We start from the raw sequence: 20,371 nt of genomic DNA, 5'->3' as shown, positions 1-20,371 counted from the left end.
CGGCTGTTGCGGGTCGGACGGGATAGGGGAGCAGGCTGGCCGACGCCATAGCTCGGCCGCCCCGCCACGCCATCCAAGGACAGGGCAGCGAGGCTTTTGAAATGGCCTAGTGGGGCGCTGTCTTGCTGCGCTTCATCCAAGCCGCGGCAACAAGGGCGATCGGGCTGAAAAATGCTCCAAGCGAGCGCAGCAGTTCGGTCAATTCGTGAAATGTCAGTGGCAAGGTCTCTCCAACCGTTCGGCCCTGCGAAATTGCTGGATCCACGTATTAAGGGAGTTCCGGCGGAGCCACACTCAGACTGGCGAACTCTGCCCCGCAGTCCTCGCCCCGCCTTGGCGCTCAACACAATCCGGCGAATGCTAACCGGCGGGAGCGAAGCCGTTCGGCCAACACCTCCCGTTATGGCCGGCGGCCAACCGTGCTCCCTTTGGAGAGCCGTATGGATCAGTCAGGCATGTTCGGTGTCCCTGTCACGTCGACGGGGGACCCTGAGTTTCGTTCGATTTCGGCCGAGGCCATCCCAAACCATCGGAACCTCAAGCTAGCCCCGTTGAAGGCCGGCCCTGCACCAATGCTTCAGTGGTTGGATATTCATCTGCTCGTGGTGGATGATAGCTATCAGCGCGCCATGGGCAGCCTTGCGTGGCGACATATCGTGAGCATCGCGAACAACTTCGACTGGTCAAAATTCACGCCTGTCATCGTCGCCCCTGTCGAGGGCGGGTTCTATGCCATCATCGACGGGCAACACCGCACAACGGCAGCCTTCCTTCACAATATCAAGAAAGTCCCATGCGGCGTCGTACAGGCAGACCGAGCACAACAGGCAGCAGCCTTCGCGGCGATTAACTCGAAGGTCACTAGGCTCAGGCACAACAACATATTCCATGCCGAACTACAGTCTGGATGTCCCTTCGCACAAAGGGTTGCCGATGTAGCTGTGCAGGCCGGCGTAAAAATTCCTCGCCACAAAATGTCTACCAAAGATCTGCCGTCAAATGGCATTAATGCGATGGCGTCGTTGAAGGCAATTGTCGCGACTTACGGGGATGAGGTTGCGATTGCTGCTCTTCAATGTGTTATCGAAACCGGAGACGGCAATCGCCACATGCTGAAGGGAGTTCTCATACGTGCCCTGGCAGAAGTGCTGTCCAAGCGGCCCTTATGGCGCGAAGCTGGCGACGCCCTCTTCCGGGCCTTCGATAACATCGACTTTCAAGAACAGATCGACATGGCCGAGCAGGACGCACGGGTTGGGGTCAGCTCTCCCTTAAGCGCCCTCGTTCGCAGGCTTGGGTGCTGGCTCGACGAAAGGTCCATAGCGGCACCTGGGACGAAGCTCGCCGCCGCAGAGTAGCCGAGAGTAAGAAGCCCCGCCGCCCGATCTGCTCACGGGCTGGCGGGGCGTGCCGTGTCCACACGACGAGGAGCCGGTACGCATCACAGTGGCTCGCCGGTAGGATGGCTGAGACTGGTTAGCCGGATCTCACACGCTCCAAGGCAGCACGGGCTCAAATCGGGATTGTTGTCAGGCCAGACGGCCTATCCAATCGCCCGTTTCCCGTCCGGCCCCTCGGTCAAACTGGCCCATTTGGCGCGGATTGAGGCGCAAAACCTTCATATCGCGTGCGCGCGCCCGCTACGCGCGTGTGTGGAGGCGGGAAACGGGACGCGCGCAGGGCCTCCAGGAAGCCTAACGGTCTTGATGGGCAGTCGGTGGGATTTCCAGGTCTCGGCCGTCCTGGGGCATCCTGGGCGAACCTGAGGGCTGTTTAGCGGCGTGGCGCCCTGTCATCGCGACGAGAGGGGAACCGGATCANTTCCAGGTCTCGGCCGTCCTGGGGCATCCTGGGCGAACCTGAGGGCTGTTTAGCGGCGTGGCGCCCTGTCATCGCGACGAGAGGGGAACCGGATCACTTCGCAGCCGCCCTCGACCCGCTCGACGGCGTAGGATCTCGGGCTCGCGATCGGCGCACGCTCCTGCTCGGCAGCCCTTCGACGCTGGTACGGGCTCGGCCATTCGGGGGCAGGCTGGCGATCGTATTCCGGCGGGCATGTGATGTAGCCCTCGACCAACTGCTTACCGTCTTCCGTGATGACGTAGGCACCCCCCTCGATCTGCCGGACGAGGCCGCGAGCTTCCAGCTTGCGCATGGTGGGTGCTCTGCCGACGTAGCCGTGTGCCGCGTATGCCCGTTTGAGGGCCTGGAAAGCGAACAGGGTCACTTGCCCTTCGGCCCACGGGGGCAGGGTTTCGGGCTGCGGTGCTTTCGGCTTCGGGAACATGGGATGCAATCCTGTGTGACGGCGAGAGGGCGTTAGACCGAGCGTCCCCGAACGAAGTGAGGGGGTTCCTACGGGGTTCTATGGATCGTTGATCCCCGTTGGTCTCAGTTGATCCCCCTTGATCTTCGTTGATATTGCATGTGGTTGCGGCGGTTGGGGTTTCCGGCCATTTCTTGGAATTCTGCGGCCTTGCGGCGCCACTCGTCGGTCCGCTCCACCCATCGTGCCGTTGCAGACGTGTGCGCCCGATGCAGAAGCCGGGGCAGGCCCACGACCTGAACGGCGGTTAGGTGACTGAGCACGGGCACCATGAGGTCAACGCCCTCGCTCTGTGCCCTAGCGACGTACCCCTCAGGGATCATGGCTTCGGCCGCCTCGAAAGCCGAATGGGCAAGCTCGCGCTCGACCTCCTCGCCCGTGCCGTGGGCAAGCGGGTGGATGACGGATGCCTCCTCGGTGTCGGCCTCGATCAGGTGGGCCACGAACGAGAAAAGCTTCGTGTTCCTGAGGATGCTGAGCGCATCCCAAAACGCGGCCAGCCCGGCGTCGATGGTGCCCGTCTTACCCTCAACCGTGACGGTATCGCGTTTGCCAGTCAGGAAGGGCCGCACGAACGCGACTTGCTCCCACGTCCGCATATTCCCAGACCAGAAGCCCCAGACCGTATAGGCGCCGGCCTGGGCGATCAGCCGCCGGCTGTAGTTGAGCCGAAGTTGCTGCCAGTTCACGCCGCCATCGGCCTCAAGATCCTGCGCGGCGTACAAGTCCACGAACAGCCGTAAGGCGCTGAGGTTCTGAGCCTGCCGGATGCGCTCAATAGGGGCGCTCTCGTCCGTCACTCCATCAACGATGCTGTTCGGCAGCCAAACCCAGGCAGGGGCCTCGGGCAAGGCGATGCGGTAGGCTGGGCGTTTGCCGGCCTTCGTCTGTTCGATGAACTTCGCGGCGGTGAGTGCTTGGATGGCCGCGGCGGCGCGCGGGCGGGCAATCCCGGTATAGGTCTCGATCGCGTTGACCGACCATGACGTTGACCTCATGTCGGCAAGTGTTCCCCTGGCGAGGACGAGGTACGCGACGGCGGCGTTGATGCTGCCCAGGCCGCACACAGAGGCCCACGCGAGGCGATCGACGGCGAAGAAGTTGCCGCGGCCGGTCACTCCATGCCGCCCTTCGGAGGCGCCTCGTAGCAGATGCACGCACGGCCCTGGTCGTCGGTCGTGAATTTCACCCCTAGGCGCTCCAAGGCCGCTTTCAGCTTCTCGGCCGTATCCAGGCGCAAGCCGCCCTGCTCCGTCTCAAAACGGCTGACGGTGTACGGCGCCACCTCGGCAAGTTCTGCAATCTCGCGGACCCCAAGCCTCACGGCCGCCCGTGCCATTCGTAGCTGTGCTGGCGTCACTCTGTACCCCGTACCAAAAAGTCTACACAGGGTGTTGACATGACCTAGGCCCCTGTCCTAGAAAGTTAGCACAGAGTGCAGCTTTCGCAAGACGCGGTGCCAAATGTCCTTCACCCGCAAAATCTCCTGGACCACCGCTCTCCGCGACATGCGGAACGACCGCGTGCAGCTCCCCGCCGGCTTCCTCTCTGCCCGCGCCCTGGTCGAGTGCTTCACCAAGACCCGCCGTCCCCTCGTCGTCGCTGGCAAGTTCGACCGCGCCGCGATCATGGCTCACGCCGCTGCCGCCGCGAAGGCTCATCAGATCCGCACCGGCTCCACCTGGGCCGCCGCGATGTCCGTCTCGCTCAAGGCTGCTTGGCAGGTTGCCAAGACCGCCCAGCGCGCCGCCGCTCACTGAGGCCCGGCCAATGACAGTCCACATCCTGACCCGGCGCTCGCTGTTCGGTGGCGCCCTCCTCCTCGGCCCCCTGATGCGCGTTGGCTTCGCCATGCCCTCCGACCCGCTGCTGGCCGCCATCCGCATCACGGAAGCCGCCGACACCGCACACCGCGCCGCCGGGCTGGTCTCGGCCTCTCGGCTGGCCGGTGGCGTCCTCTCCCCGGAGTGGCGCGCCCGCCGCATGGAGACGGCGCGGGCTCGGTTCGCCGCTCGGTCTGAGCTTCACGCCCTGACCCCAACGACGCGAGCCGGCGCCCTGGCTCTCGTCCGGTACTACGGCAAGCGGGTGAGCCACGCCCATCCGACGAACACCCGAGGGGCCGCCCGCGCCGCGCAACGCCGCCTGCGCGAGGTCTTCGCCCGTCCCGGCGCCTACCCGCTGGACTGCACTGCCTGGGCCTCGCTGCCCATCCCGGCCGACTGAGCGCCCCGCGCCTCCCGGCACCGTCCCTTCCCTTTCCTGACCACCCTAAGCCCCGGAGCCCCGGTTATGGCATCGACCTCGCACGCCCTCGTCATCGAGCACGTCCCCTTCCACGCCGACCCCATCCTCGCGGCCATCGACCACCACGACGAGGCTTGGGCCGTCTGGCAGTCAGCCACTGACGCCCTGGTGGCGCGCCGACACGTCGAGATGGAAGGCGCCTTGGCTCGCCTCCTCGCCACACCCTGCGCAACGCAGTTCGGCGCCCTCGCCCTCCTTCGTCATCTGCGCTGGCACATTCAGCACGACGGCATCACCGATGCGGCGGTGCTCGCTCGGGCCGCGGATCTGGCGCTGTACCTGCGCCTCGACTTCCCGGCGACCGAACCCGCCCGCGCGCCCCTCGCGCCGGCGCTGCGGCTTCTGAGCGGCCTCGGCGAGGCAATCGCCGCGCTGTCTCTGATCTGCGGCGGCCTCGTCGTCATCGGCCTCGCGACCTTAGCCTAGCAAGCTCCCCCTTTCCCAATCCCACAAACTATCAAGCTATCAAGCTTCGGAGTTCCCAAAATGCGCAATCCCTTCGCTCTCCTCGCCAAGCCCAACACCGTTCGCCCCTCGCTGCGCGAGCGCGCTGCGTCCCTCAAGGCTTCGGCCTCCCGTGTGATCCGCCGCAAGCCGGCTGATGCTGCCTCTGCCGCGCCGGCCGCTGCGCTGGCTGCTGACCCCATCCTGGCGGCCATCGCCGAGACGCGGCGCCTGACGATGGCCCGCACCTGCGCTTACAATGTGGAGCTGCCGGCCGGTGAACTGGACCCGAGCCCCGAACAGAACGCGGCAACTGATGCGTTCTTCGCCCACGTCGATGGCGTGCTGCTCAAGACGGTCCCGACCACGGCTGCCGGTTGCGCAGCCCTTGCTCGCTACACCGTCGAGTTCCTAGAGGACGAGAAGTTCTCCCTCGATGAGGACGAGGCCAACGAACAGCACGTCCGCATCCTTGGCCTGATCGCCCGTAGTCCGATGCTCTGACGCTGCCGCCTTCGATGCGGTGGCGCCCTGCCGCCGCGCCCTCCTCCTTCCCTCGACCATAGGAGCGCCGCGCGTGCCCTCTCTCAAGCTGTCCAATCCCTTCCGCCGGGGCGCCGATCGCCCTTCCCTGAAAGCCCGTGCGGCAAGCCTCAGGACCACAGCTGTGCGAGTAATGTCGCGCAAGCCCACTGGCTCGGATGCCGAGCTGCTGGCCCTCGGTGAGCAATGGCGACCCGCCCGTGCCGCTTACGAGGCCGCCAACGAACGGGTCGCCCAGATTGAGGCTTCTTGCCGGGCCGCTCCCCCCGATGCGCTCTTTGTGCGGGACGGCGACGTGGCGCTCGGTATCGCTCAGTTCGCCACCTGGCAGTCGCAAGACGAGCGCGAATGGTATTGGAAAGCGGCGAGTGACATGCCGTTCCGTGCCGGACTTGAGCCGGGTACGGGCTGCTTCCGGCATGGTCAGATCCGCACCGTTCGGCGTCCTGCGGTGCAGGCTCGGCTTGATGAAGTCTGCGCAGCCTATGACCAGCACAAGCGGGAGGTTGCGGACACAAAGGCAGCGGCGGGCCTTGCCGAGGCCGAAGCGGAAGCGTCCCGCCTGTTCGCGGCCGAATGCGCGCTTGAGGCTGCCGCCCTGTCCCTGACTGCCTTCTCTCTGGACGGGCTCCGCATCCAAGCCGAAATCGCGCTCGCGAACGAGGACCATCAAGAGGGACAGGGCATGGCCTGGGCTGTCGTCCGCACCCTGCTGACGGTGGCCTGACCCGATGAGCAACGTTCACACCTTCGCCCCTCGTCGCCCGGTGGCTGCTCCTGTGGTGCTGCCGGTGCCCTCCTCTGCTGAAATCCGGCGCCAGATCGAGGACGCGGCGCAAGCGGCTCTCGACACCGCCGACCGGCTGATTGCCCTCCTCGACCAGATCGAGGGCGACACCGACCGGGAGGACGGCGCCGACGCTGAACCCTCCCTCGGCGCGCCCGAGAACCATCACGCGAGCCAAGTCGTCTGGCTGCGTGGCTCCTCCTCCGACGCCGAGCAGGACACGGCCCGTTGAGGGGCGACCTGATCGAGCACCATCAAGGCAGGAGACCCCATGACGAAGACCAAGACATTCCCGACCGAGAGCAGGCGCCGGCCCCTCATCCGCGAGAAGCCTGCACCCATCGCCTATCGGATCAACGACGCTGCTGAGGCGATCGGGATTGGACGGGCCAAGCTCTACCAGCTCATCGCTGCCGGGAAGATCCCCGCCAAGAAATGCGACGGCCTCACGTTCATCCGTGCCGTCGACCTCCATGCCTACATCTCGGGCGGCGAGGACGTCGGCCCCCTTTCCACCATGACGGAGCCCGACCGATGAAAACCCGCCTGACCATGCGCGCCGCCCTGGCGCTCGGCCTTCCCGCTGTCGCCCGCGGTATCGGTCGCCTCAAGCGCCTGCGGTGCAAGCTCCTGACTGAAGCCGGGCATGAGGCGGGGCGCGGGAACGTCGTCACGGCGACTGTCCTCGTCGCCCTCTACATGGTCGCCGGCTGATGCGCGTCGTTCCTGCCATTCCCCAGGCCGTGCCGGTGCCGTCCCTGGTGGGCCTCGTCTGGATGGGCTTTGAGCTCTGGCGAGTGCGCCGGATCACGGCCGGGCTCGGCCGGGCCAGGGCGCGGAGCGATGAGGCTGCCGCCGAGCAGTGGCTCGCTCGGGCCGATCGCGCCCTTGCGGATCTCGACCGGGCGCAAGCGCGGATGCGCCCCAGGCGGACGCCACGTCGGCTGCGCTGACACGACACTTGAAATTGCTATCTCGCCATCCTTCTATCGTGGGAGCTGGCGTGCTGGCTATCTCGACCACTCGCGGGCCTTCGGGCTCGCAAGCAATTGTTCATGCTCCCACGCCATCGTGCGGGCTCGGGAGGCTGTTGACAGTCTCGCTCGCAATCTCGATGGCCTGCGGGCTCCGGGGCAGGATCACAGGGGATCGCGCGTGCAAGTCATCACGATAGCGGCGCGGAAAGGGGGCGTCGGCAAGACCACGCTCGCGATGCACCTTAGCGTGCTTGCCTCCGAAGCTGGGCGCCCGGCGCTCCTGCTCGACACAGATCCGCAGCGGTCGCTTGCGTGGTGGCACCGTCTGCGCGAGGCCGACGTACCGAACCTGATCGAGGCGGATGCACGCGAGCTGCCCGAGCTTGTCGCGGCGGCGAAGCGAGAAGGGATTGGCCGCGTCATCATCGACACGCCACCTCACGCCGAAGACAGCATTTTAGGGGCCATGCGGGTTGCCGACTTGGTGCTCGTCCCGACCCGGCCGGGACCGCTCGACCTGGCTGCGGTAGCGACCACGCTGGAACTGGCCGAGCGCGTCGGCAAGAAGCCGCTGGCCGTCATCAACCACGCCCCCCCGCGTACGGGCTCAGCCGAACCGGCGATCGTCACAGAAGCGCGGGCGGCCCTTGTCGGCATGGGCGCAACCGTGGCGGCCTCCGTTGTCGCGAACCGAGTGAGCATGTCGCACGCGATCCTGACCGGCTCGACGGTCAACGAACACGAACCCGGTGGGAAGGCTGCCGCCGAGGTCGACGCCCTGTGGCGCGAGATTGAAGCTGCCTTGGCGCAGGATGGGAGAAAGCCCCGATGAGCACGAAGCCGCGCCCAACCCTCGACAGCTTGAGCGACCGTTTCGCACGGAAGCCGGCGCCGGCTGCCACATCACCAGGGGAGGGTGAGGCCGTAGCGCCTGCGCCTTCTCCGGAAAGGTCTCCCCGGGCCGGCGAGCGCGATACCCGCGTGCAGATCCTGACACGGATCGACCCGGCCACCCGGAAGCGGCTCAAGCTGATCGCGGTCGAACAAGACCGGACCATTCAGGACATCTGCGAGGAAGCCATCCGCGATTTCGTGATCCGCAACAGCAAGTGAGCCCGATGGCGCGGGATCGCGGGGGCTTGCGAGCAGGCTCCCGTTTTTTCTCGCCATCTTGCTATCAAGATAGCTTGCGGTCTTACTCCCGACTTCGCAATCGATCATGTTTACGAACGCAAGACAAGAAGCGTTATCTTGCGTTGGGGCAAATGAGACATGAGCACGGCCCTTATCCCGATCGTTGGCCAGGCTGAGGCGTTGCCGGCCGGGCAAGCCGACGATGACGCGCAGATGGTGCGCTTGTGGCTGGCGCGATCATCGAGCTTGAACACGCGCCGGAACTATGAGCGCGAGGCGACCCGCTTCTTGGCGCATGTCGGCAGGCCGTTAGCCTCGGTGAGGATCGGGGATCTGCAAGCCTACCTCGCGACGCGGCCGGGTTCCTCGGCAACGGTCGCCCTCGCGGCGGCGGTGCTCAAAAGCCTGTTCGGGTTCGCGCAGGAGGTCGGGTATCTCCGGTTCAACATCGGCGCTGCCGTGAAGGCCCCGCCCGTGAAGAACACGCTGGCCGAACGGATCATGAGCGAGGCCGACGCCCTGCTGATGATCCGCCAGGAACCGGCCCTGCGAAACCGCGTGCTGCTTACGGTCCTGTACGGCGGCGGCCTGCGGATCTCCGAAGCGTGCGGCTTGCGCTGGCGCGATCTCACTGCCCGCCAGGAGACCGGGCAGGCGACGATATTCGGCAAGGGCGGCAAGACGCGGGTTGTGCTGCTCTCGGCCGCGACGTGGAAGGTGCTCGCGGCTCTGAGGGGCGAGGCGGGTCTAGATGAGCCGGTGTTCCTGTCGCGGAATGGCGGGGCGCTCGACCCGAGCGCGGCGCATCGGATCGTGAAGGCTGCGGCAGCCCGCGCTGGTTTGCCCTCGGAGGTCTCCGCGCATTGGCTGCGGCACGCCCACGCCTCGCATAGCCTCGACCGCGGTGCCCCGATCCATCTGGTACAGGCGACGCTCGGGCACGCCTCGGTGGCGACAACCGGCCGCTATCTTCACGCGCGGCCCTCGGACGGCTCGTCGCGCTTCCTGGGGGTGTAGAATGGGCATGGGCCTCGATGAAGCCTTCGCACTTGAGCGTGCGGCCAACCCCTTGTGGCGGGCGGTATGGGCTTGGGACCATGCGGAGATCTGCCGATACCGGCATGTCCGCCTTCCGATCACTGTCGGGGTCCAACCTGGAAAAGGCGGGGGCGGCGGGCGGCACATGCAACTCAAGCTCTCGGCTATGGCCTGGATAACCGGTCGCGGTCTGACAGACGCGCAGATGGAGCAAGGGTATGCAGGTGGGATTGCTGACGCGATTTCCTACGCAAGGCGACTGGCCGTCGAGTGCGGGAACACAAGCCCGCGCAAGCTGCTCGATGCCGTGCGCGCGGGGTATGCCTGCCTTTGGCTCCCGTATCGGCATTGGGGCGACTATCAGCTAGGCGAGACCGCAGAGGCGTTGCTGTGTTTGAGCCCGCGACGCCGCCGGAGCTGTCCTTTGCCCGATTACACGCCGTTCAAATATGGATCAGGCGATGACCTTTCGCGGGTGGGGGCTGCCACCTTCAAGGATCATTCGGGTTCGGGATTTCTGTAGGCGGTCGCCCGAACGAAAACGGCCGGGGTTTCCCCCAGCCGCATTCTAGTCGTTAAAGCTAGTCCGCTTAGCGGAGGAGCTGCAGGATGCCCTGCTGCGCTTGGTTAGCGAGCGAGAGGGCCGAGATGCCGAGCGACTGGCGGGTCGACAGGGCCTGCGAGTTGGCGGCTTCCTCGTTAAGGTCCGCGTTCGTCAGGTTGGCTGATCCGGTGTCGAGGATGTTGATTAGGTTCTTCGAAAAGTCCTGACGGTTCTGCACGATCGATAGGTTCGAACCGAAGGTTGAGGACTGAGCACGCAGCGTGTTCGAAGCTGTATTGAGTGCAGTAATAGTTGTATTGATATCGGTATCTGCTTGGAAGTTGGCGCCGGTGCCGGTAGTAGGTACGGCGCCAAGGTTCAAGCCGGTCGACGAAAAGTCTACACCTTGAATGTCGAGACTAGACTTACCGGTCTCATTGAACTTAATGTTCAGTTTGTTCGTGCCGCCACCACCAAGAAGATTGACGCCGTTGAAGCCAGCATCGCCCGACAGCTGATCTATCTGCTTCAACAGCGTGTTGTATTGCGTCGCCAAGCTGGTGCGGGTCGCGTCCGGACCAAGTACAGCCGCAGCTGCAGTAGTATGGGTGATATCAGAAGCACCACTAAAGCCAAGGCCTGTTGCAGTTCCAGACGCGAGGGTCACATCGGCCGCGGCAGAATTAATTGTGATGTTGGTGCCGGCTGCATTTTTGCTGAAAATAGCACTGCCGGCTGCAGTGTTAAGCTTACCGATCGCGGTATCGATGGTATCGCCTACTGCAATCGAACCGGTCTTTGCTGTTCCACCATCAAGCTGGAAGCTAAAAGAAAGTGCAGTTCCAGTAGGCGCAGTGTAGGCACCTGTTGCTGTACCAGTAGCAGATCCGATAACAGCAGGAGTTGTGATCGTTGAATTCTTGCTCGCCAAGGCCTGATTGGCGATCGACTTCGCGCTATCGATTAGCTTCTGGATCGAGGTAATACCCTGGTTGGCAGCCTGGATCGTCTGCACGCCGTTCGACAGGCCATCCAGCAAGGAGCTCAGATCTCCGGAGCGGTTGTTCAGGCTCTGCGCCGTGAAGAAGCTTAGAGGATTATCAAGAGCCGAATTCACCTTCTTGCCAGTGGAAAGACGGTTCTGAGTAGTATTGGTGAGGGCGGCCGTATCCTGAAGCGAAAGCAGGTTCTGGCGAGTAGCGGCAGAAAGCGTAATGCTGGACATCTCGAAGATCCTTTGGACCGAATGAACCCTCTAATTTCGAAGGCACGTCACTTGGGAGCCGGAGTTCCTAATTGTAGCTTAAATCAATCCGCCAAGTTGCAGCCAACGTGTGTGTTTTGGCTGTATAGTTAATCAGTCGTTAACCTGCCCGACATAACAGAAAATGGGAAATGCTCGCCTTGGAGCGTGCACCGGCTAGCTCAAAAGGAGTTCAGGCAATGGCATTAAAGCTGACGATCAGACCTGGTGAGACGGTCTACATCAATGGCGCTGAGATTTGTAACGCTGGCTCTGGCGCAAGCTTGGTTCTGAAAAACCACTGCCGCATCTTGCGCGAAAGTGAGATGATCCGCGAAAGCGAGGCTACGTCGCCCTGTTCGAAGATGGTCTTTGCGCTTCAGGAGATCGTTCTGAAAGAGAACCCCTTCGAGGAGTTGAACGAGCTTTCTCGATTGGCCGTCCAGATCTTACAGACCATGCCGAGCGCGGCACCCCAAATCCTGGAGATCCAACAGCTTCTCAGCGAGAAGAAGACGCACGTCGCGTTCAAGAAGGGCAAGGCGCTGATGGCTCTTGAGGCTGACACCTTCCGCGAAGCCAAGGCGGGGTGACTACTTCGGGGACTGAGCTGCTGCGCGTCTCCTAGGCCTCTCAAGACGTGCTCTGGCACCAGCCGCTACTGGATCGCTGCGCCAGCTTTCCCGAGCCCCACACGGTCACCTGCCGCGTTCACACGGCCATTCCGCATGATCTGGGCCTGCAATTCCTTGATTGCTTGAACAGCATATGCCCGCGCCGTTTCGATGGCTCGTTTCGAGCGCCCGTCATAGGGTCCGGTCCTATCGCGACCAATCAGCAGCGCAGCACTCTCCAGCCGTTCAAGTACGGCTCGTCGAGCCTCCCAGATGTCTCGGTCCTGTTCGAGGAAGCGTAGGGCTCCATCGACCAAGCGCATCACCACGTCCACAAACTCAGGGTCACTGCCTCCAGCTCCTTTGACCTGTTCGCACGCTGCTGCCAATGCGCGAACGATATCTGTACGAAGTTGTATCGACACGCTGATGTCCCTTTAAACGTACTTGTGCGGTCCGGCACGGTTCAGTGGACGGGCTCGCCGCGCAAGTACGCAGTTTGCGCCTCCCACTCCTCGACGGTGAGCATCGGCGCCCGCAGATGCATATCGCTGCCGTAAACGCTGGCGCGGCCCTCTCTGACCCACTGCTGCCAGTTGGTGACGGCATCCCGCACCATCTCGTCGGTGAGCACAATCGCGGACGTGATCACGCTGGGCCGGGTCGTGATCTGCTTCGCTTCGATACGCTCCACGCGCTTGAGCAGGCTGGCGATCGTCGTCATGGGCAGGGCTCCTGAAATCCGGGGGATGTAATGACGAGGAGGGGCCAGCCCTCCTGGTAGGTACCAGCGGCGATCCGCTGGATGATCTGGTCGGCGGCGGCATCAAGGCGTGTCGCAAAGATTTCTGCCGCGGAAAATTCTGCTCTCAGCACGGCTGCACCTCAATCCGCTGGGGTGGTTCCGAACCCATCAGACGGCTTCACCGACCTCGACGAGGCAGGTCATTAGGCGGTGAACAGGCACCGCAATGTCCTGATCAGAGAAGATTATTTCGGCTGTTGAATGTTTGCGACACGCCCTCATGGGCGGCCTCCGAAAACGGAGGCGCCATGCAGGCGGTATGGTCAACGTCGGGTAAACGCCCACGCGATTGCATTTGCGACAGGCCCCCCGAAGGTAGCAAGGTCCGAAGCAAATTTTCAACGCTGCAATTTCACAGCGTTGCGAAATTATAATTTTTCGGCGTTGGCAATGATCTCGGCGATCGTCGGGTAGCTGTTCTTTTTCAGAACGTACTCAAGGCCTTGCACGAACAGATCGTGCTCCTTGACCCGCTTATGGTAGCTGATGTCCCGCAGGACTTCCTTGACCGCCGGGTGGATGTAGAAGGGCGTCGGCTTGGGCTTAGCGGTCGACCTTGCCGGTCGGCCGACCTTCCGAACTGGAGCGGCTTCCAAGGTCTCAGGCGACTCATCAGCGCTGGGTAGCATGGTGTCGGCGTCGAAGATCGAGGGTGCGCGGCGGCTCATGCCTTCATCTCCTTGAATTGGGTGTCGAGCCACTTCCAGAGCTGCCGGATCTCGTCGGCGGCTTTGCTGTCAGGGGCGTACTCGGTGACGCCTTGGCCTGAGGCAAAGGCGTCCTGATAGTCGTTCCTGAGGAGAATTAGAGGCTCGGCCACGAAGCCGATCGACGCCAAGCCTGTCGCCGTGTCATTCGCCCGACCGTTGCGAGGGATGGGCGAGCACTGGTTCAGGACGAACGCGAACGGCTTCCCGCTGCGCATGATCGCCTGCACCGTCGCGCGTACCGCAAGCAGGTCGAGCCGCGTCGGCCGGATGGGTACTAGGCAGAACGTCGACGCCTCCATGGCTGCATGGGTCGTGGGCGTATCGGCGCCTGCCGTGTCCAAGATCGTCAGCGTGACACCCTTCCCACCAAGGCTATCGAGCATCGAGCCGATCTGGCCGATGCGCTCAAGCGGGAAGCGCTCGATCACTGGAAGGTGCTGATCCGGGATGGCTGCGGGGTCGGCCTTTTTCCGCATCTTACCCCATTCGACCATCGACCCCTGAGGATCGAGATCGAAGGCAGCGACCATCTCACCGCGCTGTTGGGCGGCGATGGCGAGCGACGTGGCGATGGTGGTCTTCCCAGCCCCGCCCTTCTGAGTGACAAGCGTGATCGTTCTCATGCGCAGCTTCATAACGTCGAGGCATTAAGGCGTCATGAAGCTGCAATATCGCAATTTTTTGAGGGTGCAACGTCATGACACCGTACCATTGCAAATTCGCAACGCTGTGAAACCTCATAAGTGGTAGAACCAAGGGCCTGATGGGGTGGACGGCCCCCGCTACGGCATCGCTGTGCCCAGATGAGGTCGTTGATCTCATCGACAGGAGCCGTCCACCTCATCAGGCTCCTGGGCAGGGCCGGAGGCCGTAACTAGCGAGGCGTTCACGCCGCGGCCGAACGCGAGTAGTTCCCGCCTAATACCTGAGGCTCCGCGAGCTGAATTTCCGGGCGGCCGTGGCGCAGGGGCTCGATGCCAGTAGCCTCAAGAACCCGCCGCACCGCCGCCGGCTCCCGGCTGATCGCCAGCAGGTAAGCCCGCGTTGAGGCGTCCGGCCCGCGCCCGACCCTGTTCAAGGTCCCGCAGGGTCCCGATGGGGAACCCGTAGCGCGCGACGAACGCGGCCTGTGTGAGCTTCTGGCCGTCGCGGATCGCCCGCACGTCGACGTCGGTCGGGGTGTGCGTGTGGTACGTACTGGGTCGGCCTCGCCGCGAGCGATGGCGCCGGCCTCCTGGGCGGATTGGATGAGGCGCTTTCCGAATGCGGTCATCAGGCGGCCTGAGCCTGTTCGGGCACGGGCTCAATCCGCTCCAGATCCGGCCCAATCTCCGCAAGCAGGCTCTCGCTCTCGAAATGCGCCTGCAGGTTCGTCCAGAACTGGTGCGACGTGCGGAAGTACCGGGCCAGCCGCAGGGCGGTGTCCGTACTGATGCCGATCTCCTCCCTTACAATCCGCTCGATGCGGGAGCGCGGAAGGTCCAGGGCCTTCGCGACCGCGCCGGCAGTGAGGCCGAGCGGGGCCATGAATTCCTCGCGCAGGATCTCGCCAGGGTGAACTGGGGGCATGATCTCCATGTCCCCGGCACCATCGGCGGTGTCAAAGGTCTGGCGCAGGGCCTCGATGTTTCCGATCGTGTCAGACATTGGCGGTTGCCCTCCTTTGCGTCCGTCGCAAGATCCTAGTGGTAGTCCGTGAACTCGACCCGTTCCGGCCCGGCATCCGTCCAAGCGAAACAGAGCCGGAATTGGTCGTTGACCGCGATGGCGTGTTGTCCAGCCCGGTCGCGCCCCAGCGGATGGAGCCTGTTCGATGCCGGCACCTTGAGGTCATCCAGCGTTGTCGCCGAGTTGAGCACGGTGAGCTTCCGCCGAACGGTTTTGAAGAGGTCGGCCGGGAACCCCTTAGGGCAACGACCCCGGAACACCGCCTCCGTTATTCGATCATGGAAACTGCGGATCATCGGCCCGCCTGTGTTGCGTTCGATGACACATGTATCACCGAGCGCAACAATCCCGTCAATCCATTTGTATCACTCATTGCAACATTCCCTTCGTTCTCGTGAGCGGCAGACCGGAAATGCCGGGCGTGTCGCAAAGATTTCTGCCGTGGAAAATTCTGCTCTCAGCACGGTTGCACGGGTGGCTCCGAACCCATCAGACGGCTTCACCGACCTCGACGAGGCAGGTCATTAGGCGGTGAACAGGCACCGCAATGCCCTGATCAGAGGAGATTATTTCGGCTGTTGAATGTTTGCGACACGCCCAGCTTTTCTCGTTCCCGACCTGCGAAGCCAATGGCGTGGTCGGCCCGATCGACTCGACGCCGTGCCGGTGCTGCTGACGGCCCCAGAGGAGTGGAGCACTTGGCTTTCCGCACCCGTGAGATCCCGATGGAACTTCAGCGGCCTTTGCTGGATGCCAAGATGCGGATCGTAGCGACAGGATCTTGGGAAGATCCATCTTAGTAAGTAGCCAGCCGGTAATTCATTTTCGCGGCTTACGATTCAATTAACTCATCGATCAAACAACGATTTCTGATCAAAAACAATCTGATCTACGCTGCGTTATCGGCTCGTCTAGCTGCGAGAGACGAAAATCTGCTCGCGAACCGCCTGTTGGTAGAAGTGAAAAACTACGATGATCCACCAGCTTGTTTACTACAGCCGCAACGTCGTCCTCGGGAATGATCGCGCGATGCTCACAAATTTGCGGGAGATCGTCTCAGCTTCACAGCGTAACAACAGCCGAGACGGGATCACCGGGTTCCTGATTTTCGACAAGACTTGGTTCATTCAGATCCTTGAGGGTGACCAATCTCAGGTGAGCACCACCTATACTCGTATTGCCCGTAACCCAAGGCATACAACTGCAACCATCATGGATGCGCGCAACGTTCAGGGCCGCTCGTTCCCCAACTGGACCATGGGCGGCGCAATGCGAACCCCGGAGGTGGAGGAGGTCTACCTACAGCACGGCATCGGCAGCGCGATCGAGCCGGCGCGTCTGAAGAGCGCCCAGATCATCAACCTCGCCCTGGATCTCCAGGCCTTCGATGCAGCCAAGCGTCAGGCGCAGCGTCTCGCCAGCTAACGGCAGCACGAGGCGACCCTGCCTATGACATGCAAACGGCGCAGGGCTTGAAAGCCTCTGCGCCGTTAGTTGGAGTCGTCGAAGGGGGGCAAGACGACGACCGTTCTTGTGATGCACCCAGTTACGCGGCGTGGATGTGCGGTCTGGCACGATTTAGTGGATGGGCTTACCGCACGGGTGCGCCGTCTGCGCCTCCCACTTCTCCGTGGTCGTGGCCGGTGATGGAATGACAATGCAGTTCCAACGCAGTTTGGCTCGCCCATCAGCGACCAATTGGCGCCAATTGAGCTTGGCATCTGGTACTTCCTCGTTCGCCAGGCTGCGAAAGGCGACCAGGCCCGTCGGCGCCCTAACCTGCTGCTATCTCTCGATACGCTCGGCGCGCTTGAGGAGGCTTGACCCTGACCCACCAAACTGGTCCGCGCTGAGCGCACGTTTTTCGGGCATCCTGAACCCTGAAGGAGGGTGGGTGCCATGCCTCGCAAACGCTTCACGAACGAACAGATCGCCTTCGCCCTGCGGCAGGCGGAGAACGGCGCGACGGTGGACGAGGTCTGCCGAAAGATGGGCGTCTCCGAGCCGACGTTTTATCGCTGGATCGCCTTCGCCCTGCGGCAGGCGGAGAACGGCGCGACGGTGGACGAGGTCTGCCGAAAGATGGGCGTCTCCGAGCCGACGTTTTATCGCTGGAAGAAACAGTTCGTCGGCATGGGGGTGCCGGAGATCCGACGGCTCAAGCAGCTGGAGGACGAGAACAGCAAGCTCAAGCGGCTGGTCGCCGACCTGACGCTGGACCGCTCCATGCTGCAGGACGTCCTCAAGCGAAAGTGGTAAGGCCTGCCGCTCGCCGTGAGGTCGCTGGTCACTTGCAGGTGGCCTACGGGATCAGCGAGCGTCGGGCCTGTCTAGCTACCGGCTTCGGCCGTTCGTCCCAGCGCTACAGGAAGCGAGCCGACCCGCAGGTCGCGCTGCGGATGCGATTGAAGGAGCTGGCTGCAGCACGGGTGCGCTACGGCTACCGGCGGCTGCACATCCTGTTGCGGCGGGAGGGCTGGGAGGTGAACCACAAGCGCACCTACCGGATCTACCGGGATGAGGGGCTGTCGATCCGGCCCAAGCTGCCTAAGCGCAAACGGGCCTGGCGCTATCGCCAGGGACGACCGGCCGTCGGCGGACCCAACGAGGTCTGGGCCATGGACTTCATGTCCGACCGTCTCTTCGACGGGCGTCCGTTTCGAATCCTGACCGTCGTGGATTGCCATACGCGAGAGGCGCTCTCGCTCACACCGAGAGCCAACTTCCGCGCCTTCCAGGTGACCGAGGCTCTGGACGCCTTGGTCCGGCTGCGGGGCCGACCCAAAAGCCTGCGGGTCGACAACGGGCCGGAGTTTGCCGGGCGCATGCTTGACCAGTGGGCTTACCTGAATGGGGTCGAGATCGATTTCTCCCGACCGGGTAAACCGACCGACAACGCCTATATCGAGTCGTTCAACGGCCGACTCCGAGCGGAATGCCTGAACGCCTCGTGGTTCCTGTCGCTGGCCGATGCTCGCGACCGGATTGAGGACTGGAGGTACCACTACAACGAAGATCGACCCCACACGGCCCTGGGCGGCTTGACGCCCCGAGCCTTCGCCAACCAAGCTGTCACAGCCCGAGAACTTGCATAGGTCGTGGACCACAAACAGGGTCAACTCCAACAGCCCGAGAACTTGCATAGGTCGTGGACCACAAACAGGGTCAACTCCAGGCTGGTGACCATCGTCATGGGCAGCGGCTCCTCGGTTGGGGGGCGACAATGCGCCAAGCAAAGAGATGCAAGCCTGGCTCGTCGGTTTCGGAAGCGTTGAGAGCAGCGAACTGCTGGGCATCGTCTCTATCGTTCTTAGTGACGATCACTGTGCGAGGAGGGGCAGGGACCGTCTGGCTTGTGATTGGCCCTACCTTCCGCAGGCGAGCGGCTAGAGATGCAAAGCTCGTCATCGGGTTGCCTGCGGTTCGATAGGCAAGAGGCACTCGTTGAGGTTGGTCGCCTGGATAGCCCGCACATAAGCGTTGACCGCTTTGGAGATAACGGCAGCCTCGGCTGGAAAGAGATCGCCAGTGGGTACGGCTTGAAACAAGACGTTGGTAGCCCGCGAACGACCGGCCGCGGTCTCAATCGCGGGTGGCCCTGGTTGTCACCGTCGCTTTTGCCATCCTCATCGCTCGCCTCGGGACGATCAGCTGTAGCTGGGACAGCATTCGTGACAGCAGGTCCTGCGCCGTACGACGAGGTTGGGATCGAGGTGAACCGACGCTTGCTCGAGCCCCCACGCGCGTGGGGTTGTGAAGGCATCAAGGAGCGGTTCCCGCGGTCGGTTCCGCCTTTTAAGTGCCAGCCAGGGCACATCTGACACAGAAGCATGATAGCAGAGCATGTTGGCCGCGTAGTTTTAGATCCCGCGGTGCCTGTGATCGGAACAGCCATGCGCGTCTTTCAACTTGTCTTTGTTCTGTATCTCGGCGTCGGACTGCCCTGCACGGCGTTGGCTCAGCCTACGCCTTCGACCACAGCAACGGTCGCGGTCTCAGATCCTGCTACCTTGAAGGCAGCCCGGGAGGTAGTCACCCAGATGCAGGGGGATCGCACCGCGTTGCTCAGCGCGATTGCAGCGCCGATGGTCGGAATGATGCAGCAGATCGGCATCAAGCAGCAGGACCAGGCACAGGCCCTTGTGCAGGAGGTCGTGATGCCAACCCTAACCGAGCACTACGACGAGCTTCTCGATATCCAGGCGCGCAGTTTTGCCTCGGCGCTCGGAAAGGACGACCTGCAGGCGATCGCGGCGTTCTATGCGACCCCGGCTGGCAAGCGACTTGTCACGGCGCAGCCACAGCTCGCCCAGGCTCAACTGGCCGGCACGCAGCAGTGGATGCAGTCGGTGATGCCCGAGATGCAAGGCAAGCTGACCAAGGCGATCCAGGCTCACGGCTGGACGGCCGGCGGTCAAGCCAAGCCGCGCTGAGGCGGCGGAAGCCGATCGTCCGGATCACAGAGCGAGGGCACCATGGCGAACGACGATAGCGGCGCACAGGATCGGCGTGAGACGAAGGCTGCCAAGCATCTGGAAAGGGCTCGTGCAGGAGGCGAAGCGCGAGCCGATTACGATGCGACCCAGCAGGCCACAGAGGATAAGACACTCCGCCTCAAGGCGCTTCGGCTCGCCAAAGAGAAGGCTGATAAGAGCTCGTAGCCCATCGTGGATCCGTGAGCCGTTCTAACGTCGAATCGCTGGTTCACGGCAGCAGGTCTAATCAACGACACCAAGACGCCGCACCGCACCAGCGCATGGACCTCTGATCGATCGAACCGGTCGTCTCCGGCTCACTCTGGTCCGAGGCAGTGAGGATCTTCTGACCCGTCTGGTTCGCATCGACGAGACGCGCTCCGACGAACCCGCCCAGGGTCAGTGCTGAGAGCCACAGGATCAGCCGGCTTGTTTTCTTCATGGAACGCTTGGTCATACGGCCGAAGGTGAGGCGTTCACAGTTATCAGAACCCTAACGAGGTCAACCTCGCTCCGTGCCGCCTTCGGTCGACCTCGCCGAGGCCAAAGGGTCACGCAAACGAAAGCGCCCCGAGGATTTCTCCTCGAGGCGCGTTACGACGAAAGCGGCCAGATGATCGGGGCTGGGGACGCTTAGGCCGAACCTAAAAGTCCCGTAGGTCCTAGTACGAGCCGAACTTGTAGTTCAGGCCGGCGCGGACGACGGCGAACTCGGTGCCGCTGTTGCGGTTGGAGAAGCCGGGCTGGCGGTAGAGG

At 63.1% G+C, this 20,371-nt stretch carries 28 protein-coding genes; 18 read left to right on the top strand and 10 right to left on the bottom strand.

Annotation, left to right across the window (positions count from 1 at the left end; translation table 11 throughout):
• The first annotated feature begins 440 nt into the window (after positions 1-440).
• Positions 441-1,358 carry a ParB/Srx family N-terminal domain-containing protein gene (locus ASF60_RS16565; RefSeq protein ID WP_056187316.1) on the top strand — a complete coding sequence of 306 codons (918 nt, stop codon included), beginning with the start codon at positions 441-443 and terminating at the stop codon, positions 1,356-1,358.
• A gap of 512 nt (positions 1,359-1,870) precedes the next feature.
• On the opposite strand, the gene ASF60_RS16560 is transcribed toward ASF60_RS16565, so the two are convergent.
• From ASF60_RS16560 to ASF60_RS16550, 3 genes are all read right to left on the bottom strand, one after another.
• Positions 1,871-2,287 (bottom strand): hypothetical protein, encoded by a 417-nt coding sequence (locus ASF60_RS16560; protein WP_056187314.1) that lies wholly within the window; start codon positions 2,285-2,287, stop codon positions 1,871-1,873.
• Positions 2,288-2,391: 104 nt separating this feature from the next.
• Positions 2,392-3,444 (bottom strand): hypothetical protein, encoded by a 1,053-nt coding sequence (locus ASF60_RS16555; protein ID WP_056187311.1) that lies wholly within the window; start codon positions 3,442-3,444, stop codon positions 2,392-2,394.
• A complete protein-coding gene (locus ASF60_RS16550; RefSeq protein WP_056187308.1) occupies positions 3,441-3,665 on the bottom strand; it encodes a hypothetical protein in 225 nt (74 codons plus the stop codon). Before ASF60_RS16550 ends, ASF60_RS16555 begins: the two co-directional genes overlap by 4 nt.
• A gap of 124 nt (positions 3,666-3,789) precedes the next feature.
• Between ASF60_RS16550 and ASF60_RS16545 the strand changes: the two genes are divergently transcribed.
• The 13 genes from ASF60_RS16545 (at position 3,790) to ASF60_RS24640 (ending at position 10,079) form a co-directional block, all read left to right on the top strand.
• Positions 3,790-4,086 carry a hypothetical protein gene (locus tag ASF60_RS16545; protein ID WP_056187304.1) on the top strand — a complete coding sequence of 99 codons (297 nt, stop codon included), beginning with the start codon at positions 3,790-3,792 and terminating at the stop codon, positions 4,084-4,086.
• Between the two features lie 10 nt (positions 4,087-4,096).
• Positions 4,097-4,552 carry a hypothetical protein gene (locus tag ASF60_RS16540; protein WP_056187302.1) on the top strand — a complete coding sequence of 152 codons (456 nt, stop codon included), beginning with the start codon at positions 4,097-4,099 and terminating at the stop codon, positions 4,550-4,552.
• Positions 4,553-4,618: 66 nt separating this feature from the next.
• Positions 4,619-5,059: a hypothetical protein gene (locus ASF60_RS16535; RefSeq protein WP_056187299.1), complete on the top strand. Its 441-nt coding sequence runs from the start codon at positions 4,619-4,621 to the stop codon at positions 5,057-5,059.
• A gap of 60 nt (positions 5,060-5,119) precedes the next feature.
• Positions 5,120-5,581 (top strand): hypothetical protein, encoded by a 462-nt coding sequence (locus ASF60_RS16530; RefSeq protein WP_056187294.1) that lies wholly within the window; start codon positions 5,120-5,122, stop codon positions 5,579-5,581.
• A 73-nt stretch (positions 5,582-5,654) separates the two neighbouring features.
• Positions 5,655-6,347 (top strand): hypothetical protein, encoded by a 693-nt coding sequence (locus tag ASF60_RS16525; RefSeq protein ID WP_156634204.1) that lies wholly within the window; start codon positions 5,655-5,657, stop codon positions 6,345-6,347.
• Positions 6,348-6,351: 4 nt separating this feature from the next.
• Positions 6,352-6,639: a hypothetical protein gene (locus ASF60_RS16520; protein WP_200940992.1), complete on the top strand. Its 288-nt coding sequence runs from the start codon at positions 6,352-6,354 to the stop codon at positions 6,637-6,639.
• A 39-nt stretch (positions 6,640-6,678) separates the two neighbouring features.
• A complete protein-coding gene (locus ASF60_RS16515) occupies positions 6,679-6,945 on the top strand; it encodes a helix-turn-helix domain-containing protein (protein ID WP_082508018.1) in 267 nt (88 codons plus the stop codon).
• Positions 6,942-7,121 carry a hypothetical protein gene (locus tag ASF60_RS16510; RefSeq protein ID WP_056187288.1) on the top strand — a complete coding sequence of 60 codons (180 nt, stop codon included), beginning with the start codon at positions 6,942-6,944 and terminating at the stop codon, positions 7,119-7,121. Before ASF60_RS16515 ends, ASF60_RS16510 begins: the two co-directional genes overlap by 4 nt.
• Positions 7,121-7,360, top strand: a complete 240-nt coding sequence (locus tag ASF60_RS16505) for a hypothetical protein (protein ID WP_056187285.1) — start codon at positions 7,121-7,123, stop codon at positions 7,358-7,360. The genes ASF60_RS16510 and ASF60_RS16505 overlap by 1 nt, the downstream gene beginning before the upstream one ends.
• Before the next feature lie 202 nt (positions 7,361-7,562).
• Entirely contained in the window at positions 7,563-8,216 is a 654-nt protein-coding gene (locus tag ASF60_RS16500) for a ParA family protein (RefSeq protein ID WP_056187281.1), read from the top strand.
• Positions 8,217-8,365: 149 nt separating this feature from the next.
• Complete coding sequence (locus ASF60_RS26040) at positions 8,366-8,497, top strand: ribbon-helix-helix domain-containing protein (protein WP_274533564.1); 132 nt, start codon at positions 8,366-8,368, stop codon at positions 8,495-8,497.
• 159 nt (positions 8,498-8,656) lie between these two features.
• Complete coding sequence (locus ASF60_RS16495; protein WP_056187277.1) at positions 8,657-9,535, top strand: tyrosine-type recombinase/integrase; 879 nt, start codon at positions 8,657-8,659, stop codon at positions 9,533-9,535.
• A 166-nt stretch (positions 9,536-9,701) separates the two neighbouring features.
• Positions 9,702-10,079 carry a hypothetical protein gene (locus tag ASF60_RS24640; protein ID WP_156634202.1) on the top strand — a complete coding sequence of 126 codons (378 nt, stop codon included), beginning with the start codon at positions 9,702-9,704 and terminating at the stop codon, positions 10,077-10,079.
• A gap of 67 nt (positions 10,080-10,146) precedes the next feature.
• On the opposite strand, the gene ASF60_RS16490 is transcribed toward ASF60_RS24640, so the two are convergent.
• Positions 10,147-11,325, bottom strand: a complete 1,179-nt coding sequence (locus tag ASF60_RS16490; protein ID WP_056187274.1) for a flagellin N-terminal helical domain-containing protein — start codon at positions 11,323-11,325, stop codon at positions 10,147-10,149.
• Positions 11,326-11,543: 218 nt separating this feature from the next.
• On the opposite strand from ASF60_RS16490, the gene ASF60_RS23940 reads away from it, so the two are divergent.
• Positions 11,544-11,936 (top strand): flagellar biosynthesis repressor FlbT, encoded by a 393-nt coding sequence (locus ASF60_RS23940; RefSeq protein WP_162241333.1) that lies wholly within the window; start codon positions 11,544-11,546, stop codon positions 11,934-11,936.
• 65 nt (positions 11,937-12,001) lie between these two features.
• Here the strand turns inward: ASF60_RS23940 and ASF60_RS24635 are convergent, their stop codons facing one another.
• The 6 genes from ASF60_RS24635 to ASF60_RS16460 all read right to left on the bottom strand — a co-directional run bounded on the left by ASF60_RS24635 (position 12,002) and on the right by ASF60_RS16460 (position 15,436).
• Positions 12,002-12,382, bottom strand: coding sequence for a hypothetical protein (locus ASF60_RS24635; protein WP_156634200.1), 381 nt, complete (start codon positions 12,380-12,382; stop codon positions 12,002-12,004).
• A 41-nt stretch (positions 12,383-12,423) separates the two neighbouring features.
• Positions 12,424-12,681: a hypothetical protein gene (locus tag ASF60_RS16480; protein WP_056187268.1), complete on the bottom strand. Its 258-nt coding sequence runs from the start codon at positions 12,679-12,681 to the stop codon at positions 12,424-12,426.
• 449 nt (positions 12,682-13,130) lie between these two features.
• The gene (locus tag ASF60_RS16475) at positions 13,131-13,430 is read right to left on the bottom strand and encodes a hypothetical protein (RefSeq protein ID WP_056187264.1); all 300 of its coding nucleotides are present in this window, start codon (positions 13,428-13,430) and stop codon (positions 13,131-13,133) included.
• A complete protein-coding gene (locus ASF60_RS16470; RefSeq protein WP_056187360.1) occupies positions 13,427-14,095 on the bottom strand; it encodes a ParA family protein in 669 nt (222 codons plus the stop codon). Before ASF60_RS16470 ends, ASF60_RS16475 begins: the two co-directional genes overlap by 4 nt.
• A gap of 649 nt (positions 14,096-14,744) precedes the next feature.
• A complete protein-coding gene (locus tag ASF60_RS16465) occupies positions 14,745-15,119 on the bottom strand; it encodes a HigA family addiction module antitoxin (RefSeq protein WP_056187261.1) in 375 nt (124 codons plus the stop codon).
• A 35-nt stretch (positions 15,120-15,154) separates the two neighbouring features.
• Positions 15,155-15,436 carry a type II toxin-antitoxin system RelE/ParE family toxin gene (locus tag ASF60_RS16460; RefSeq protein WP_056187258.1) on the bottom strand — a complete coding sequence of 94 codons (282 nt, stop codon included), beginning with the start codon at positions 15,434-15,436 and terminating at the stop codon, positions 15,155-15,157.
• 676 nt (positions 15,437-16,112) lie between these two features.
• Here ASF60_RS16460 and ASF60_RS16455 point away from each other — a divergent pair.
• The 3 genes from ASF60_RS16455 (at position 16,113) to ASF60_RS16440 (ending at position 19,573) form a co-directional block, all read left to right on the top strand.
• Positions 16,113-16,565, top strand: coding sequence for a BLUF domain-containing protein (locus tag ASF60_RS16455; protein ID WP_056187255.1), 453 nt, complete (start codon positions 16,113-16,115; stop codon positions 16,563-16,565).
• Between the two features lie 474 nt (positions 16,566-17,039).
• Positions 17,040-18,235 (top strand): IS3 family transposase gene (locus ASF60_RS24630; protein WP_244478472.1). Its coding sequence is split into 2 segments (ribosomal slippage): positions 17,040-17,394 and positions 17,394-18,235, totalling 1,197 coding nucleotides; the frame shifts between segments, so codons are not numbered across the junction.
• Between the two features lie 798 nt (positions 18,236-19,033).
• The gene (locus tag ASF60_RS16440; protein WP_056187253.1) at positions 19,034-19,573 is read left to right on the top strand and encodes a DUF2059 domain-containing protein; all 540 of its coding nucleotides are present in this window, start codon (positions 19,034-19,036) and stop codon (positions 19,571-19,573) included.
• Positions 19,574-20,371: the final 798 nt, after the last annotated feature.

The sequence above is a fragment of the Methylobacterium sp. Leaf113 genome (assembly GCF_001423325.1).
Taxonomy (GTDB): domain Bacteria; phylum Pseudomonadota; class Alphaproteobacteria; order Rhizobiales; family Beijerinckiaceae; genus Methylobacterium.
The sequence above is the reverse complement of the archived record's forward strand: the minus strand, read 5'-3'. Positions and strand labels throughout refer to the sequence as shown.